A 17,023-nucleotide genomic window follows, 5' to 3' on the forward strand; every position below is an offset into this window, starting at 1 on the left:
TTTGACGTTATCTCGAGTAGTCATGCGCTGGCTGTTTGCCATCTGCTTAGCGGTAGTAACGTATTTATTTTTGTCTAGCATGCCGGCGGGTGTGCCGCGTTTCCCACATATCGACAAAGTGTTCCACTTTGGCTCGTTTTTTGTGTTGAGCGCGTTGCTGTATCGCGCCTTCGTGGTACCCCAGTGGTTGGCGGCTTTGCTGCTTCTAACCTACGGCTTACTGATAGAATTTTTGCAGCTTTACACCTTTGACCGCACCGCCGATTTTTATGATTGGCTTACAGACGCCGCGGGTATTGCCGCGTACTTGTTTGTCCACGGCGTTATTGAGCGGCGTCAGCAAGCCTCTTAACGGCGAGACTTCTTGGGCTTCTTGGGCACTTTTTTCTTGCTCTTCTTCCGCGTTTTCTGGGTCGCAGGGAATTTATACTGCGGCCGCAAGTCGTCGATAACACGGCGCTCAATTTTCTCGCCTTGGTAGCGTTCAATGCGGCCTAGCAGCAGAGCGTCATGGGCTTCTACTAATGCAATCGCCAAACCTTTCTTGCCGCCACGCGCCGTGCGCCCAATGCGGTGGATATATACATCTGCCGATTTGGGTAGGTCAAAGTTTACTACCAAACTGACGTCATCAATATCTAAACCGCGAGCGGCAACGTCAGTTGCTACTAGAATCGCGTCTTTATCCTGTTGCAGACGATTGATGATTTGCTGACGGTCGGCTTGTGGCATATCACCGCGCAGAGTGAGTACATGATCGTCTTGGTATTCCCGGCGCAAGTGTCCAGCGAGTTGCTCGACCCGTTCGCGGGTGCGCACGAACACTAAACGTCGACCTTGGTGTTCGCCCAATAGGCGCAATAATAGCTGCTGTTTATGCTCGAGCGTGTCGGCTTGGTACATCAACTGTTGAATCTTCCCGCGCTCGCGCCGCGGCGGGTGCACATCTATCGCTTCAGGCTCATTAAGAATACGCTTAGCAAATTGGGCAACACCTTCACTGTCTAATGTCGCTGAGACCAGAATACTTTGCTGGCGCGAGCGAGTGGCTGTCGCAATGTCATCTACTACAGAGCGGAAGCCCATATCGAGCATACGGTCGGCTTCGTCGATGATCAGCCATTCAACGTCATCTAAGTGGTACTGCTCGGCACCCAACAGATCAGCTAACCGCCCGGGTGTGGCAATAACCAGTTCATGACCTTGTTCCAACTGAGACAATTGACTGCCGTAATTGATACCACCGGTTATTACGACACTGCGTAGGCCGCTTGATTGTTCAAATTGCTTTGTTTGTCCGCCAATTTGTTCAGCTAACTCACGAGTAGGGGTGAGCACTAAAACCCGTGCGGCGCCGGGTTTACGTCGCGGAAAATCGAGCATGTGCTGTAACGCAGGCAATAAGAATGCGAGCGTCTTGCCGGTGCCGGTAGGGGCACTTAACAGTAAGTCTCTGCCATCCAACGCCACAGGCAGCGCCTGTTGTTGCACTTTGGTTGGTTTGTTCAATTGGTTTGCCAACAGCACCTTGATCAGGGCATCATCTAGCCCAAGTTCAGCCCAGTCTGGGGTCATCTTTCATTCCTAAGTCATACGCGGGAGTCGCGCAATGTCATTTCAATGTCGGCAATTTTACCTGAAAGATGATCACTGTGCGATGAAAGTTGGCACTGATAGTTTATTACTCGGCAGTTGGTGCGGGGTTGCCGATTCAGGCGTTGCTGCGGACCTAGGCTGTGGCTGTGGGATTTTGGCGTTAATGCTGGCGCAGCGGAGCGAACATTTGCTCATCCATGGCGTCGATAGCTGTGCTGATAGCTTGACCGATGCTACCAGTAATGTGCAGCAGTCACCGTGGCCGCACCGAATCATATTACGCCAGCAAGATATCTTTCAACCGTTACCACAGCCTTGTTACCAGCAGGTGATTAGTAACCCACCATTCTTTGTCGATAGCCTAGAGAGTCCCGAGCGGGGGCGAAGGCGAGCTCGGCATGCATCAACAGTACAATTGAGTGAGTGGTTACTTCGGGCGTATGACTTGTTGGATAAGAACGGTTTATTCAGCACCATTCTGCCAATGCAGAGTTGGCTACAGTTGCAACCCCTTGTTATCCCAACCCTAGGCCATCCGGTGCGCGGCTGTGAAGTGCGCAGTGTCGCGCCTAAACCGGTGTCACGAGTGCTAGTAGAGTGGCAAAAAAAAGACGCAGCCAATGCTGCGCCTTGTCAGTTTGCTTCGCTGGTTATCCACCACCAAGGGGATTACAGCGCGGCTTACCAGCAGTTGACCGCGCCTTTTTACCTACGCGGAGAACAGTGGTAAATCGATTACTCCGCTAAGCCAAGCTGCTGTTTACCTTGTACAAAGGTAATATCAACCGGGATATTGGCATCCTTCAAACGCTCTAAGTCGGCTCGCAAGGTATCATTGATTACGCCCATTTTCGCAAATAGCTCTGCCGCGCCTTGGTAATCTCCATCGCCTTGTAGGGTGAGGATTTTATTTGATAGCGAGTTCATGGCTTCACGCATTTTCGCCATATTCACCGAATATTGGCCTTCAGCATTGCGGCTAAAGGCACCGCGGTCGGCAAAGTAGTTAAAGCGCACCATGTTAGCTTTACCATGCGCGTCAGAAGCGCCGAAGCGCACTGAGCGGAAGATACTTGCCAAGAAGGTGGTGTAATAGTCTTCGAGCTTGCCTTCTGTTAGTACGCCTTTCTCGAACAATTGCGTGACCATATATAAGCCCAAGATATCGGCTTTACCCTCTTCTAGTGCCGAGGCATGCTCTTTTAGTGCGTGGCGTACCGTACCTTTACCATCTAAGGTATTCTTAATACCTAAACCATGAGCAACTTCGTGGAACATGGTGTTGGCAAAGAACGCATTAAAGGTAATGTTATCACGTTGCTCTGGCACGATCAGTTGGTTGGCAATTGGCACCAAGATCTTGTCAAACTTAGCCCGCATCGCATTTTTCAACTGCAATCGACGCGTGCCTTTTTCTAACTGCACTTCTTCGTCGTTTGGTAAGTTAATTGCAATGGTTTTGCCGCCAGCGTTTGCATGACCAGCATAGTAAACCGCATCATAGGCGTTTAACTGGGCATTCGATCCTGGCGTTTCCGCTTTGTATTCTTCACTAACCGGCAGGTTGCGTTGTAGCTCAGGTAAGTACTGCGCATACTTAGCGAGCTTTTCGCTCCAGACCTTGTCTTTAATCAGAACATAGGCTTCAAATGCGGCGCGGTAGCCGTAAAGTTGATCTTCATAGGTTTCAATAGGGCCAATAACAATATCAACCGGGTTGTCTTGCATTTCCATCCAAGCAAAATCAGACTTTTGATAGTCATTGCTGAGTAAGGCGTCAGCGCGCATGTTCAGATAGTTGGCGAAGGCTTTGTTTTCCGCATAAGTAGCCGCTTCACGAAGTGCATCGGCTGCTTTCTGCAGTTGTTCGCTGTACGCTTCTGAATAAGGAATGGAATAGAGCTTGCCGTTCTCGTCACGGCGCACCAAAGTATATAAGCTGGTTTTACCGGCAAAGTCAGCTGCTTCAAACTCTTCTTTGGTCATGTCGGTTGGATAAAAATTGGCACCCGCGGGCTTTTCACCAAAACCGGTTAAAAATGGCTTGTCGCCATTTAAGCGGTCCCATGGTCCATAGTTAAGGCGGGTAAACTCACGCACATCACCTTTAACTGCGCTAAGTAGGGTGGCTTTGTCACCAGGGTAAGCTTGTCGCCAAAACAGATCGTTCATTAGCTCGGCAGCGTCGATTAACTTCGCGATCATTTTTTTCTGATTCTCGCTAAAACCAGAGAGGTCGGAAGTGAGTGTAAATGGTGTATAAATATCTAAACGTGACTCGGCTCCGTCCACTAATGAATACAGATTTTTGTTGCCATCAGCTGTGCTGGCGGTGGATTCGTTATTGTCTTTGGCAGGTGAGCATGCCGCTAGGGTCACGCTCAAAGCAGCCGCTAGGTAGGCGACTTTTTTCATAATGTTCTCCCTGGTGTTATGTGGTTCGGGCAGGTGTAGTCAATCTACTGCGATGTGAAGCAAGGTTCAAGTACCCCGTGGCGAGAAACGGCGTGGTATTAGTGATAAAAAAAACACATAATTAGCTAACGTATGTTATGATTTCGCGAGCAAGTGACAAGGAAAACCCAATGCTCCCGCAAAATGCACTCTACTCAATTATTGAAGATCGGCTGGCTCGAGATGAGCTAACCCTTCCTAGCATGCCTAAAACCGCTGAGCAAGTTCGTAACGCCACCTTCGATGAACGCTGCAATTTACAGCAGCTTGCGCGCATTATTCAACATGATCCTGCCCTCAGCGCAAGGCTGATAAAACTGGCCAACTCGGCCTATTTGGGTGGTCGCAACAAAGCGGAAAGTGTGATGCAAGCGCTTACCCGTATTGGCATGCGGCGCATTCGCACACTCGCACTAGCACTAGCGATGGAACAGGTGTTTCAACCGCAAAACGATATCGTTAAACACTACGCCGATGAATTTTGGCAGTGCTCTCAAGAACTCGCCGCGGCGGCAGTGGTAATCACCCAATATCTGCAGACTCGCGGACTGGCATTGCGCCTGCACCAAGATGTGGCGTTATTGTCGGGCATGGTGTCACGGCTCGGTGTTGCGCCGATTCTGCGCTTAGCGGATGAACACTCAGACAGTTTTGCCAATCCGAGCTTTATTCGACAAACCACGGATCAGTTAGATTGCCGTATTGGCGAGCGGATTTTGAATGAGTGGGATTTCAGCGAAAATGTCATCGACGTGGTGCGCTATTATCGCTCAGGACGTAAAGGTCGGTTGGACGATGCAGTACTCGTTAACTATTGCGATATCGTACATTTGGCGGCGCTTTGTACGGGGCATTTAAGCGCCGCACGCGGCACGATGTCTTTGGCCGATTATCAGCAGTTAGACATTATTGATGCGGATGACTTTTGGCAGCGGGACGACCTGCAGTCGTCCTACCGCGATATAAAAGCAATATTGGATTAATTGTCGGCTTGCTGAAACGCCGCATTCAAGGCAAGGTACAGTTCCCCTAATTCGCCACTCAATAGCGCAAAATCTGCGTCGACTTGCTGCTCCGGTGTGGCGTCGACCAAATTGTCTTGTTGTTCCATCAAGTGGTCAGTGGCTTTCACCCGCTTTAAGGCAAAATCATCTTCAATAATGAATTCTAGGCGTTCTTGCCAGGTGAGGCCAAGCTTGGTGACTCGTAAGCCAAACTCTAAATTGGCCAACCATTCTTTTGCGGTTAACTCGTGTTGTTTGCAGCGTAACACTGCACCGTCTGACTCGGGCTCGCGCAATTCAGCTTCGTCACCAAATTGGAAACCGTTGGGTAGACGCTTTTCTTGCAACCAATGGGTTAGGTATACATCGGCGCTGCTGGCAGCAGAGAACGGTTTGACGGGTAACGAGCCCAGTGACGAGCGCAACAGGCCAAGAAAATCTTCGGCGCGTCCAGCAGCAGACGAATCCACGGCAATCATTTGTCGGTCTAAGTCAATGTATCCCCAGGTCAGGCGCGATTGGGTGAACGCCTGAGGTAGTAACTGGTGAACAATATCTTCTTTGAGGTTTTGCTTTTCTTTGCGATTTACTGGGCGGCCTTGCTCTTCGCTAATTTGCCGTGCTTTTTCATCCACTTCCGTCTGAATGACTTTTGCCGGGAGAACCTTTTCTTCTTTGCGCGCGCACAACAAGATGCAGTTACCAATGCGATGGGTCAATGCCGCTTCTTCACGGTTGAACGGTGAGTACCAACCAAAGCTTGATAGCTCTTGCCGACCGCAAGGGCGAAACGCGGCCTCAGCGAGTACCTCATCGACGGCATCTGGCAGTTCAAATTGGCTGGAAAACGTGTAATAGCGAACATTACGAAACCACATAACAAACCCTTGTGAAAACTTTTAGAACGCGGAATTGTAGCGAGGCTGACGAGGAATGTCAGCCGCTGTTTTAGGAATTCAGTAATGGCTCAACGACAAAGGAGAATTGGTAGGTGAGACCTTTGCCCGGTTCGCTGCTGGCATCGATTTCGCCGTGGAGCGTTTGTACCACCAAGTTGCGCACAATATGGGTGCCGAGGCCGCTGCCACCTTGATGGCGTTTGGTGGTAAAGAATGGGTCAAACAAGCGGTTTAACTGCTCTTCACTCAGGCCTTTACCATTATCACTGTATCGGAACCGCAGTTGCTCGCCGTCTAATTCGGCTGAGATTTCAATGATGCCGCCTTCACGTTGGCCATCGAAACCGTGTAATAGTGAGTTCATAATGAGGTTGGTAAAAATCTGTGAAATCGCGCCCGCCGGACAGCGAATATCAATATCTTCGGCGCAGGACAAGCTAATTTCGTGCGAGGTCTTTTTCAAGTGCGGTTGCAGCGATTGAATAACCTCTTGCAGATAGGTACGGAGGTTAATATCACGGATTGCATCGGAGGTTTGGTCAACCGCAACCTGTTTGAAACTGCTGATTAATTCAGACGCCCGTTGCAAGTTATTGTCGAGCAGCGACAAGCTATCGCGGCTTTCTTCTATGAACTTGGTTAATTGCGCTTGGGTGAGTGACTTATCGCCTAACGCCAACTCTAGGCTATCCACTTTTTCCCGCAAATAAGAAGACGCCGTAACACTAATACCGATGGGGGTGTTCACGTCGTGTGTAATACCGGCCACTAGACCGCCCAGCGAGGCCATCTTTTCCGATTCCACCAGTTGGTCTTGCGCTTCGCGTAGGGTTTTAAGTGACGACTCCAAGCGCTGGTTCGACTGACGCAAGGTGTTTTCCATGGCACGCCGTTGGCTGACTTCGCGCTCCAGCTTTTCTTGGCGCATTTCTAATTCATTTTTACGCTGCTCTAAGTCCAACATCACCTGACTTAAGCGCGAGGTTTTGCGCGCAACCTCCTGCTCCAAAATGGCATTTTGTTCGTCCAACTGCCGATTCGCCATCTCTAGCTTTTGTTGTGACCGCTGTAAGTCCTGCTGATAGTCTTCGATGTTATCGATAAGTTGGTTGTAGGCCTGCTCAATTAATACAAATTCATTATCGTGTTGGTCGTGCAAACGGATGCGAGAGCTGTCGAGGTTATCCAAGCGGAAGCTACGAATTTGGTCGGTAAGCTCGCGCATTGGTCGGTTCAGCATGCGGTTAAAGGCTAAGGTAAAGAGCAACAGCAAAAAGGTGCTCTTGACGATGGCATTACCAATAATAAAAGCGAGGCTTATTTTAATCCGATCAATTGCAATATCACGGGTGGAAAATAGGGTCACGTCACCGACCTTTGTCGAGTGACCAGAAAACTCAAAAACTAACGTAGAGAAATAGCCGAAAACGCCACTTCGTTCAGGCAGCATCATGCCCTCTGAGGGCTTTTTGGGCAACGAGTCGATAGCCATGGTTTCACCCATTTGAATAAGGATATTGCCGGCATCGTCGCGAATCAGTACGCCAGCAATAGCAGGGATACCAATCAAGCCTTCGGCAATGGCTTCTATTTGCGGATTGTTAAATTCCCATAAAGAACGAGTAAGTGAACCATTAAAGGTGTGTTGCTGGTTTTTTAACTCCGCCAGCAGGGTATTTTTGGTGTCGAAATATTCGCCGCCAATTTGTACACAGGTGACTAAGAAGGTCAGAATAAAGTACACCGATAGCACACGGGTCAAAAGCGATCGTGAAATGCTTCTTATGGCCATAAGCAGTGTGCATCCATGGTTGCTGTGAACAAATGTTATGTCCTTAAACTAATACAGCTTAATAACTAACGCAATCTCTTATCAGGGTCATAGTTTTGCCATAAAACTGCCACAACCGTTACATAAATGACACATAACTGTCATTCCGTTGTCATCAAACTTTCCTAAAGTGCCTGCTGAATTCAATGCGCGTCGGCAATACCGCTGACGACCCAACAGTAGGATTACTATCATGAGGCTGTTAGCAACGGGAAGTGCGGTCGCGTTAGCGGCCATGATGGCGCTGCCATCTTACGCACAAGACTCGACTTTGCAACCGGTGGTGAAGGCCGCTACGAAAATCAATGAATCGGCGCAGCAATCACAACAAAAAATTGATGCGATTGCCGACAAACTGCAAGACCGATTGCAGCAATACAAGCGCATCCTAAAGCAGATCGACGGCTTATAAGTTTATACCGCGCAGTTGCAGCGCCAAATTGATAACCAGAATAAAGAAGCTGCCGATTTAACCGCATCCTTTGATGAAGTGAGCGTTGTAGAACGCCAAATCACGCCGTTGATGTTGCGCATGATTGATTCACTAAAAACCTTCGTTGGCTTAGATGTTCCCTTCCTACAAGAGGAGCGGCAGAAGCGCCTAGCGGAATTAGAAGCTCTCATGGATCGCGCGGATGTCGACGTCTCGGAGAAATTTCGCCGTGTGCTTGAAGTCTACCAAATTGAAGCCGACTACGGCCGCAACATCGAAGCTTACAACGGTACGTTAACAGTTGACGGAAAGCCGCAAGAAGTAGAGTTCCTGCGTATTGGCCGTTTAGCACTGATTTACAAAACCCGCGACGGCGAACAACTCGGTATTTGGCGGAATGAAACCAAGCAATGGCAGAGCTTAGACAATAGCTATTTACCGCAGGTACAAGGCGCATTGCGGATTGCCAAGAAACAGAAGGCGCCGGACATGCTAATGCTGCCGGTTCCAGTGAACACTGCAGCCGCGCAATAAGGAGTGATGACAATGTTGCATAATGTTAAACGTTGGACAGCGGTTGGGGCTGCGGTATTAACACTGACTAGCATGACCGCATCAGCGAGAGCGCCGCAAGATCCGGTGAATTTAGACCAATTGTTGAAACAGCTGCAACAAGTGGCAAACGATGCCTCGAGTAACTTTCAAAATTCAGTGATTTCGGCGCAATTCCCCGGTCGTTCTGATGAAATGGCCGAGCTGGCTAAGAAAATGGGATCGACTTCAACGCTCCCATCTATCGAAAACATCGAACAGGTCTGGTTTGGTTTGCAGCGGGAAATGACCGAGTCGGGCAAAGTCGCGCATTTTACCACCGAAGTGACCCAGGCCGATGGTGATAAAGTTCAGCAGGACGTTGTGCGAGTGGGGAGCTTTAACTTAGTTTCTGACGGCAAATACCTAGAGTATTTACCCACCACTCATGCCGTTGCTGAATTGATTCGACAGCCGGCTGACCGGTACCTCAGTAGTGCTGAAGAAATTTAGAACCAGAAAGAGGGTGTGGTTGAGTTTGGATTAGACCCTACTGGCGGCTCGATTCTTAACCTATTAGTTCAAGCGCCAAACCTTAGCGAGCGCGTTGAGCAAGGCGGTACCGTCGGCTATATCATCCTCGGTTTAGGTGTGATTGGTTTGCTGTTCGCACTCGAGCGCTTTATCTCGCTAATGTTGATTGGCAACAAGGTCGGTCGTCAGCTTAAGCGTGATGACGCCAGTGAGGACAACCCGTTAGGCCGCGTCATGCAGGTAAAAGATCGCAACCCTGATGCGGACACTGAAACCCTAGAGTTGAAACTTAGCGAAGCCATTCTGCGAGAAATTCCGAAAATCACGCGTAACCTAACTTTCATTAAGATTATTTCAGTGGTGGCACCGTTGCTCGGTCTGCTAGGTACGGTTACCGGTATGATCAATACCTTCCAAGCCATCACCTTGTTTGGTACCGGTGACCCGAAATTGATGGCTGGCGGCATTTCGCAGGCGTTGGTGACTACCGTGTTAGGCCTTGTGGTAGCGATTCCAATGACCTTGTTGTTCGCTACCTTAAACACACGTAGCCGCAATGTGATTCACATTCTGCAGGAACAAGCTTCAGGGATTATTGCGGAACGTTCAGAGCGGAGTGCGTAACCGTGTTATTTCTCATCGAGTTTGGCAATGCCATTCGGGACTTTATCGAGGCGGGTGGCCAAGTGCTGCTCGTCATCGGCATCCTTATTTTCATCATTTGGCTGATGATACTCGAGCGGATTTTTTATTACCTTCATGGTCATCGCCAATGTAAGAAGGCTGCGCTTAAGATGTGGCACCAGAGCGAAGACAAGTCATCTTGGAATGCCGAACAAATTCGGCAAGCGATGATTTCTCGCGTGAACATGGCACTGTCCAATAATCTGCCGATCATTCAAGTACTGGTGACGTTATGCCCACTATTGGGTTTGATGGGCACGGTGACCGGGATGATCGAAGTGTTTGATGTGATGTCGATTACCGGCACTGGCAGTGCCCGATTGATGGCGTCAGGGGTGTCAACAGCGACCATCCCAACGATGGCGGGGATGGTCGGCGCACTGTCTGGGGTATTCGCCTCAACTTGGCTGAAGCGAATTTCACGCCGCGAACGGTTGAAGTTAGAAGACCGCATTCTACTTGAGCGCCATTAAGTTTCGCGGATTCAAACATGAAACAACATTTTGCCAATTTAATTGAAGAAGAAGAGACTGCGATCGATATGACGCCGATGTTGGATGTGGTGTTCATTATGCTGATCTTCTTTATTGTCACCGCCTCATTCGTAAAAGAGTCAGGGATCGACGTAAACCGTCCTGATGCGGCGACAGCGGTGCAAAAAGACCGCGCCAATATATTGGTCGCAATCAGTTCAGAAAACGAGGTTTGGATAAACAAGCGTGAAATAGATATCCGCGCGGTACAAGCGAATATCGAACGCCTGTATGCAGAAAACCCCCAAGGATCCGTAGTGATTCAAGCGGACAAGCTTTCTAACACTGAAACCCTGATAAAAGTTATGGATGCTGCCCGTTCTGCGGGTGTTTACGACGTTTCAGTGGCGACCCAAGAAGAGTGACTGTGATGCGATTTTTCTATGCACTGTTAGCTGCGGCGGCAATGACCATTGGCTTGTACTATTTAATGCAGTCCCTGATCACCGGGGGCGAGGGGGCATTTTCTGAACCTCCACGCGGTAGTGTGCTGGATTTCGTGCGGGTGAAGCAGCAGGAACAGGTTCAACAGAAAGAGCGTAAACCTGAGCGACCGCCAGAGCCAAAAGAGCCACCGCCAGAAATGCCGCAACCGCAAATGAGTGAAAGTGTCGACGATAGTGCGTCTGCGGCGATGGACTTTAGTGCCGATATCAGTTCTGCCGCCGACTTAGGTAATGGCTTGTCGTTGCAGTCGAGCGACGGTGAATACTTACCCATTGTAAAGGTACAAGCGATGTATCCACGGCGTGCGCTTCAGCGCGGTATCGAAGGCTACGTGTTGGTCGAATTTACGGTAACTCCGCAAGGGTCTGTCACTAATCCGCATGTGGTAAAAGCAGAACCTGAGGGCATTTTTGAACAAGCGGCGATGGATGCCGTGTTGAAATTCAAATACAAGCCACGGGTAGTGAATGGCGAGCCAGTGGCGGTTGAGGGCGTGCAAAACCGCATTACCTTTGAGATGAGTGGTTAATGACTATGAACAATGCAACACTACTACGTCGCTGCTCAATGGCGATTGGATTGACGCTTGCAATATGGACAGAGACCAGTTTGGCGCAACAAACGGAACGTGTCCCTGCATTGCGTGAACGGGTATACAGCCAGTTAGCGCGGGCACAAGAGACTGCGGATTCTGGAAAGCCCAACGAGGGTTTAGCGATACTGGCTGAGGTTGAAAGTAAAGCCGACAGCATGAACAGTTACGAGCGCGCGATGCTGTGGAATTTTTATGGCTTTATGTACTACGAACAAGACCAAGTGGATAAAGCCATTGGCTACTTTGACAAGGTGATTAACGAACAGCCGATTCCTGCATCGCTAAAAATGAGTACGTTGTTTAGCTTGGCCCAGCTAACCTTAGCACAAGGCGAGTTCAAGCAAACACTCGATTATTTAGCGCGCTGGAAGCAGCTTGCCGACCCAAGCCAATATAGTAAAGCCTACATTTTACAGGCGCAGGCGCTGTATCAGAGTGAGCGCTACCAAGAGGCGTTGCCATTGGTGCAAAAGGCCATTGACGATGCCCTAACCAATGGCAAAACCCCGGATGAAAACTGGCTGATTTTGGCTCGAGCATTGCACTATGAGTTAAAGCAACCAGAGCAAATTGTGGACGTATTGAAGCAGTTAATTCGTTGGTATAACAAACCGGATTATTGGGTTCAATTAGCGGGTATGTATGGTCAACTAGAGCAAGACGAAAAACAGCTAGCTGTGCTTGAAGCCGCTTACCAGCAAGGTTACCTGACCACCGGTGAGCAGCTACGGAACTTGGTGCAGGTGTACTACTTTAATGAACTTCCTTACAAAGCAGGGCAGGTGTTAACCGAAGCTATGCAACAAGGAAAAGTCGATACGGATTTGAAAACCCTTAAACAATTAGCGCAAAACTGGATTCTCGCCAAAGAATACGAAAAAGCGGTGGAGACCTTAAAGCAAGCGAATGCTGTAGCAGAAGATGGCGAAGTTGCAGCGCAACTTGCGCAAGTATTGTTGAACCAAGATCACAATACGGATGCACTAGAAGCTGCCGAGCAAGCGCTCGCGAAAGGCGGCTTAGCCAATCCTGGCATGATGTATTTAGCCAAAGGCATGGCATTGCTGAACTTGGAACGTTACCAAGAGTCGATTGCGGCATTTAGCAAAGCGCAACAGTTCCAGCAGACCCAAGCCAATGCGCAACAATGGTTGCAGTATGCAAAAAGCCAACACCACCAACAACAAGCATTGGCGGCGGGTTCGTCATGATTTCGCAATAAAAAAGATACATTAGTGTCGTAAAACCGCCAAAAAATTCAGCAAAATGCCATAAAGTCATAAAACTGTCATAAACTGTCTCTATGATGTCGCCCCGTTGAGAGTGCAACGGGGAGCCGTTGCTGTCATTTGTCGTGCAAACGATATAAAACAGATGGGGTTTATGATGAAAACTTGGAACGTTTTACCAACAGTCTCGGCAGTTGCGCTATTAACGACTGCTCTACCATTGGCAGCGAACGCGGCCGATGGTGACAAAGATTTATTAACGGTTTACGGAAAAGCCAACGTTTCATTACAACGTAATGATGAAGGTGGCAAAACCACCAATGAACTTGAAAGCAATGCTTCGCGTTTTGGTGTGAAAGGTAAGCAAGCTTTAGAAAGTGGCTTGACCGCATTCTATAAATTTGAATGGGATGTTGACCTAACCGATAACGCTAAAGGTGACAACATCAAATCACGTAACCAATATGTTGGTTTGGCAGGTGACTTTGGTGAAGTGATGGTTGGTCGTCGCGATACCGTGCTAAAAAGTTCGCAGGGCAACACTGACGTATTCAGTGACTACGACGGTGATATTAAAGCCTTGTTTGAAGGCGAAAACCGTTTAAGTAACTCAGTGACCTATTTCTCGCCAAGCTTCTCGAACTTCAAAGTGGGCGTTTCTTACATCCTTTCTGAAGATGAGAACGTTGACGATGGCGTTTCTGCGAGTTTGATGTACGGCGATGAGGACTTAAAAGCAACGCCTTACTATTTCGCGATTGCTGCAGACCAAGACGTTGATGGCTGGGACGTGATTCGTGGTACAGCTTCAACCGCGTTTAACAAAACCCAAGTCAGCTTGATGTTGCAAACGCAAGAGAGTTCGATGGATTCCAGTATCCAGGGTGACGGTTATATGCTCAGCGTGGCACATCCGTTCGGTGCATTAAAACTCAAAGCGCAATTCCAGAGCATGGACTACGACGGCTTTGATACCGCCCGTTCTTACAGTGTTGGAGCGGACTACAAATTGGCAAAAAGCACCAAGGTTTATACCTGGGTAACACATCGCACACTTGCGACTGCTGAGCCAAACGAAGACTATATTGCCTTGGGTATTGAACACAAATTCTCTTGGTAAGTGATTGTTAAGCATGACAGCATAACGACGTATCTAGCCCGAGGCATGTTCCTCGGGTTAGAATGTTAATCATCCTCCACAAGCCGCTGTCATCATGGAAAACTTCATTCTTATTGGTGCTTACCTGATTATCGGTAAGTTACTGCAGAAAGTCCGCAAGTTCCCAGAAAATACCGGCGAAGTATTAAACCTTTATGTGATTTATATCGCACTTCCCGCGCTGGTTTTAGAAAAAGTTCCGAGCTTAGTCTTTTCCTCAGAATTATTGGTTCCGGCAATTTTGCCATGGCTACTGTTGCTGGCGACTGTTGCCGTGATTTTGTTATTGGCCAAAGCCTTAGGCTGGAACCGTGGCACTGTTGGCGCATTATTAATTTGTGTGCCGTTAGGCAACACGTCGTTTATTGGATTACCGATGATCGATGCGTTTTATGGTGCAAAAGGTATTCCCTATGGGGTGCTGTATGACCAAGTCGGTTCTTTTTTGGCGCTGGCCATATATGCCACCATTATTGCGGCGGCTTATAGCGACCAACAGCAGCGACCTAGTGCCGCGCAAATAACCAAGCGTATCGTCATTTTCCCGCCTTTTATCGCCTTAGTGGCAGCATTGATTTTGCGTGATTGGCAGTACCCAGGTCCCATGCAAACCTTGGTGAATACTTTGGCGTCAACATTGGTTCCTGTGATCATGGTGGCGGTCGGCTTTCAATTGAAGTTCCGTTTGCCGAAAGAGCATCGCGGGCCTTTGGCGATGGGGTTGGTATTAAAACTGGTGTTTATGCCGCTGCTGGCTTTGGCGTTGGTTTATCCGTTTGGCATTGAGGGATTAGCAACGCAGGTGAGCCTCTTAGAAGCTGCCATGCCGTCGATGATTTCGGCCGGTGCGATTGCCATTATGGCGGGCTTGGCTCCCACTTTAGCGGCAGCATTAATTGGTTACGGCATTATCTTTTGTTTTATTAGCTTGCCGTTATTTTACGCGCTCATTCAGTGGCTGTAGAAAAAGTTCACGTTTTTTTAACGATTTGTTGGATGTTTCATAAAAGTGTCACAATACTGATTGATAATCGGCACCATCAGAGAAACAGTTAGGTATTTAGCATGTCGAGAAAAATCTTGATTGTCGAAGATGAAGCGCCGATTCGCGAGATGCTCAGCTTTGTGATGGAGCAGCACGGTTACCAAGCGATGGAAGCCGGTGATTTTCATAGTGCATTAGACAAAATTGTAGAGCCATTCCCAGATATGATCTTACTCGACTGGATGCTACCAGGGGGCTCCGGTATTCAATTGGCGAAGCAGTTAAAATCTGACGATTTTACCCGCAATATTCCGATTATTATGCTGACGGCTCGCGGCGAAGAAGAAGATAAAATCAAAGGGCTAGAAGTCGGTGCTGATGATTACATCACCAAACCGTTTTCGCCAAAAGAGCTAATGGCACGGATGCGCGCCGTGTTCCGTCGGGTCGTGCCGACGTCACTGGACGAACCGTTAGAATTGGAAGGGCTGAAATTAGACCCGGTATCGCACCGCGTTTCTTGTAACGGTGCATCCATCGATATGGGACCAACCGAATTTCGTTTGTTGCACTTCTTTATGACACACCCAGAACGGGTGTATAGTCGGGAGCAGTTACTGGACCACGTTTGGGGCACCAATGTTTATGTTGAAGATCGCACCGTGGATGTTCACATTCGTCGCTTGCGTAAAGCGATTGCTGAGCACGGTCACGACCGCTACGTACAAACCGTACGCGGCGTGGGATATCGCTTCTCAAGTCGGTAAACATGGATAATCACTACTCAGTACCATTTATTCTACGGGGCCTATTACTGTTTTTGGCCCCGTTTTTATTAATTGGCTGGCTCGCCGATGCCTTTTGGATGTGGCTTGCTATTGGCCTGATTGTGGTGGTTAGCTGGCACTATCTTTATCAACTGCGGCTTATTCACTGGTTGTGGCGCAGCCGCAATTTGCTCCCGCCCTCAGCGTCAGGCAGTTGGAGCTATATCTATGATGGTATTTATCGTACCCAACGGCGCAGTCAACAGCGTCGGCGCGCATTAGCGCGCATTTTACGGCGTTTTCGAGAAGCCTCTGAAGCGTTACCCGATGCGGCGTTCGTGTTTCGCCGCGACGGTGCACTGCTGTGGAGTAATAAGCTGGCGCAGTTTTACTTTGGTCTGCGCTGGCCAGGCGATGCTGGGTTGCGAATTTCTAGCTTGATCCGTCACCCAGACTTTCTGGCGTATTTAAACCGCGGTGACTTTAGCGAAGCGCTAAATATGCCTTCCCCGATGCGTGAAAGCTTAGAGTTGGAGCTGCGCATCATGCCTTACAGTGAAGACCAATTTTTACTCATAGCGCGCGACGTTACGCAGTTACGCCAATTAGAAAATATGCGCCGCGACTTTGTGGCTAATGTCTCTCATGAGCTTAAGACGCCGTTGACGGTATTGCAGGGTTACCTAGAAATGATGGAGAGCCCTGCGGACGTGCCGGATGCGTTATTAGCGAAAGCCGTTAAAGACATGGACGGGCAAACCACCCGAATGGGGAAACTGATTGACCAGCTCCTAGTGCTGTCGCGGATCGAATCGCAGGCGGGCGACATATTTGACCATAAAGTGGGGATGCCACGCTTATTGAAAGCTCTCGAGAATGATGCCATCACGCTAAACAGCGAACGCAATCATGAACTGGTATTCGACTTTGAGAATGTCGATATGTATGGCCGTGAAGATGAAATGCGTAGCGTGATCATGAATTTGGTCAGCAATGCTATCTACTACACTCCCGCCGGAGGCACTATCCGAATTTCCTGGAAACCGGTGCTAGGTGGAGCGATGGAGTTCTGCGTGGAAGATACGGGCCCCGGCATTGCGCAAGAACATATTCCGCGACTTACCGAACGTTTTTACCGAGTCGATCGAGACCGCAATAGCAAACGCGGCGGTACAGGATTGGGCTTATCAATCGTTAAGCACGCGCTGGAACATCATAATAGTCATTTGCAAATCAATAGCTTGCCTGGGAAAGGTAGCCGCTTCTCGTTCCGGATTTCCGCTGAACAACTGGTTGATGACAACTAAGTGACCAAAAAATGACAGAAAATGTCTATTTGTCA

General features: G+C 48.9%; 15 protein-coding genes and 2 pseudogenes. 13 read left to right on the forward strand and 4 right to left on the reverse strand.

The annotated features are described in order from the left end of the window. Position 1: 1 nt before the first annotated feature. Complete coding sequence (locus CWI84_RS04100) at positions 2–352, forward strand: VanZ family protein (protein WP_157980992.1); 351 nt, start codon at positions 2–4, stop codon at positions 350–352. Here the strand turns inward: CWI84_RS04100 and srmB are convergent. Beyond that, positions 349–1,575 carry an ATP-dependent RNA helicase SrmB gene (srmB, locus tag CWI84_RS04105; RefSeq protein WP_126841309.1) on the reverse strand — a complete coding sequence of 409 codons (1,227 nt, stop codon included), beginning with the start codon at positions 1,573–1,575 and terminating at the stop codon, positions 349–351. The two genes, CWI84_RS04100 and srmB, sit on opposite strands and share 4 nt — an antisense overlap. Positions 1,576–1,609: 34 nt before the next feature. Between srmB and CWI84_RS04110 the strand changes: the two genes are divergently transcribed. Continuing rightward, positions 1,610–2,326, forward strand: a complete 717-nt coding sequence (locus CWI84_RS04110) for a tRNA1(Val) (adenine(37)-N6)-methyltransferase (RefSeq protein WP_126841310.1) — start codon at positions 1,610–1,612, stop codon at positions 2,324–2,326. A 5-nt stretch (positions 2,327–2,331) separates the two neighbouring features. Here the strand turns inward: CWI84_RS04110 and CWI84_RS04115 are convergent, their stop codons facing one another. Continuing rightward, positions 2,332–4,011 (reverse strand): dipeptidyl-peptidase 3 family protein, encoded by a 1,680-nt coding sequence (locus CWI84_RS04115; protein WP_126841311.1) that lies wholly within the window; start codon positions 4,009–4,011, stop codon positions 2,332–2,334. Between the two features lie 170 nt (positions 4,012–4,181). Here CWI84_RS04115 and CWI84_RS04120 point away from each other — a divergent pair, with 170 nt between their 5' ends. Continuing rightward, complete coding sequence (locus CWI84_RS04120) at positions 4,182–5,033, forward strand: HDOD domain-containing protein (RefSeq protein ID WP_126841312.1); 852 nt, start codon at positions 4,182–4,184, stop codon at positions 5,031–5,033. On the opposite strand, the gene rdgC is transcribed toward CWI84_RS04120, so the two are convergent. Both rdgC and CWI84_RS04130 read right to left on the reverse strand, forming a co-directional pair. Continuing rightward, positions 5,030–5,932: a recombination-associated protein RdgC gene (gene rdgC / locus CWI84_RS04125; protein ID WP_126841313.1), complete on the reverse strand. Its 903-nt coding sequence runs from the start codon at positions 5,930–5,932 to the stop codon at positions 5,030–5,032. The genes CWI84_RS04120 and rdgC overlap by 4 nt on opposite strands. Before the next feature lie 70 nt (positions 5,933–6,002). Further along, positions 6,003–7,745 carry a sensor histidine kinase gene (locus CWI84_RS04130; protein ID WP_126841314.1) on the reverse strand — a complete coding sequence of 581 codons (1,743 nt, stop codon included), beginning with the start codon at positions 7,743–7,745 and terminating at the stop codon, positions 6,003–6,005. A gap of 232 nt (positions 7,746–7,977) precedes the next feature. Between CWI84_RS04130 and CWI84_RS04135 the strand changes: the two are divergent. From CWI84_RS04135 to phoR, 10 genes and pseudogenes are all read left to right on the forward strand, one after another. Beyond that, positions 7,978–8,751 (forward strand): annotated as a pseudogene (locus tag CWI84_RS04135) (DUF3450 domain-containing protein). Between the two features lie 108 nt (positions 8,752–8,859). After that, a pseudogene (locus tag CWI84_RS04140) lies at positions 8,860–9,906 on the forward strand (MotA/TolQ/ExbB proton channel family protein); the annotation flags it as partial. A 2-nt stretch (positions 9,907–9,908) separates the two neighbouring features. Continuing rightward, positions 9,909–10,439, forward strand: a complete 531-nt coding sequence (locus tag CWI84_RS04145) for a MotA/TolQ/ExbB proton channel family protein (RefSeq protein WP_126841315.1) — start codon at positions 9,909–9,911, stop codon at positions 10,437–10,439. 17 nt (positions 10,440–10,456) lie between these two features. Next, a complete protein-coding gene (locus CWI84_RS04150) occupies positions 10,457–10,864 on the forward strand; it encodes an ExbD/TolR family protein (RefSeq protein ID WP_126841316.1) in 408 nt (135 codons plus the stop codon). Positions 10,865–10,869: 5 nt separating this feature from the next. Continuing rightward, on the forward strand, positions 10,870–11,475 hold the full coding sequence (locus CWI84_RS04155; RefSeq protein ID WP_198674479.1) for an energy transducer TonB: 606 nt from the start codon (positions 10,870–10,872) through the stop codon (positions 11,473–11,475). Then, positions 11,475–12,752: a tetratricopeptide repeat protein gene (locus CWI84_RS04160; protein WP_241968725.1), complete on the forward strand. Its 1,278-nt coding sequence runs from the start codon at positions 11,475–11,477 to the stop codon at positions 12,750–12,752. Before CWI84_RS04155 ends, CWI84_RS04160 begins: the two co-directional genes overlap by 1 nt. A gap of 172 nt (positions 12,753–12,924) precedes the next feature. Beyond that, positions 12,925–13,890, forward strand: a complete 966-nt coding sequence (locus CWI84_RS04165; protein ID WP_157980993.1) for a porin — start codon at positions 12,925–12,927, stop codon at positions 13,888–13,890. Positions 13,891–13,984: 94 nt separating this feature from the next. After that, the gene (locus CWI84_RS04170; RefSeq protein WP_126841319.1) at positions 13,985–14,893 is read left to right on the forward strand and encodes an AEC family transporter; all 909 of its coding nucleotides are present in this window, start codon (positions 13,985–13,987) and stop codon (positions 14,891–14,893) included. A gap of 101 nt (positions 14,894–14,994) precedes the next feature. Continuing rightward, complete coding sequence (gene phoB / locus CWI84_RS04175; protein ID WP_126841320.1) at positions 14,995–15,681, forward strand: phosphate regulon transcriptional regulator PhoB; 687 nt, start codon at positions 14,995–14,997, stop codon at positions 15,679–15,681. A gap of 2 nt (positions 15,682–15,683) precedes the next feature. Beyond that, positions 15,684–16,988 (forward strand): phosphate regulon sensor histidine kinase PhoR, encoded by a 1,305-nt coding sequence (gene phoR / locus CWI84_RS04180; RefSeq protein ID WP_126841321.1) that lies wholly within the window; start codon positions 15,684–15,686, stop codon positions 16,986–16,988. The last annotated feature ends 35 nt before the right edge of the window (positions 16,989–17,023 follow it).

The organism is Idiomarina tyrosinivorans, assembly GCF_003987475.1.
GTDB lineage: Bacteria > Pseudomonadota > Gammaproteobacteria > Enterobacterales > Alteromonadaceae > Idiomarina > Idiomarina tyrosinivorans.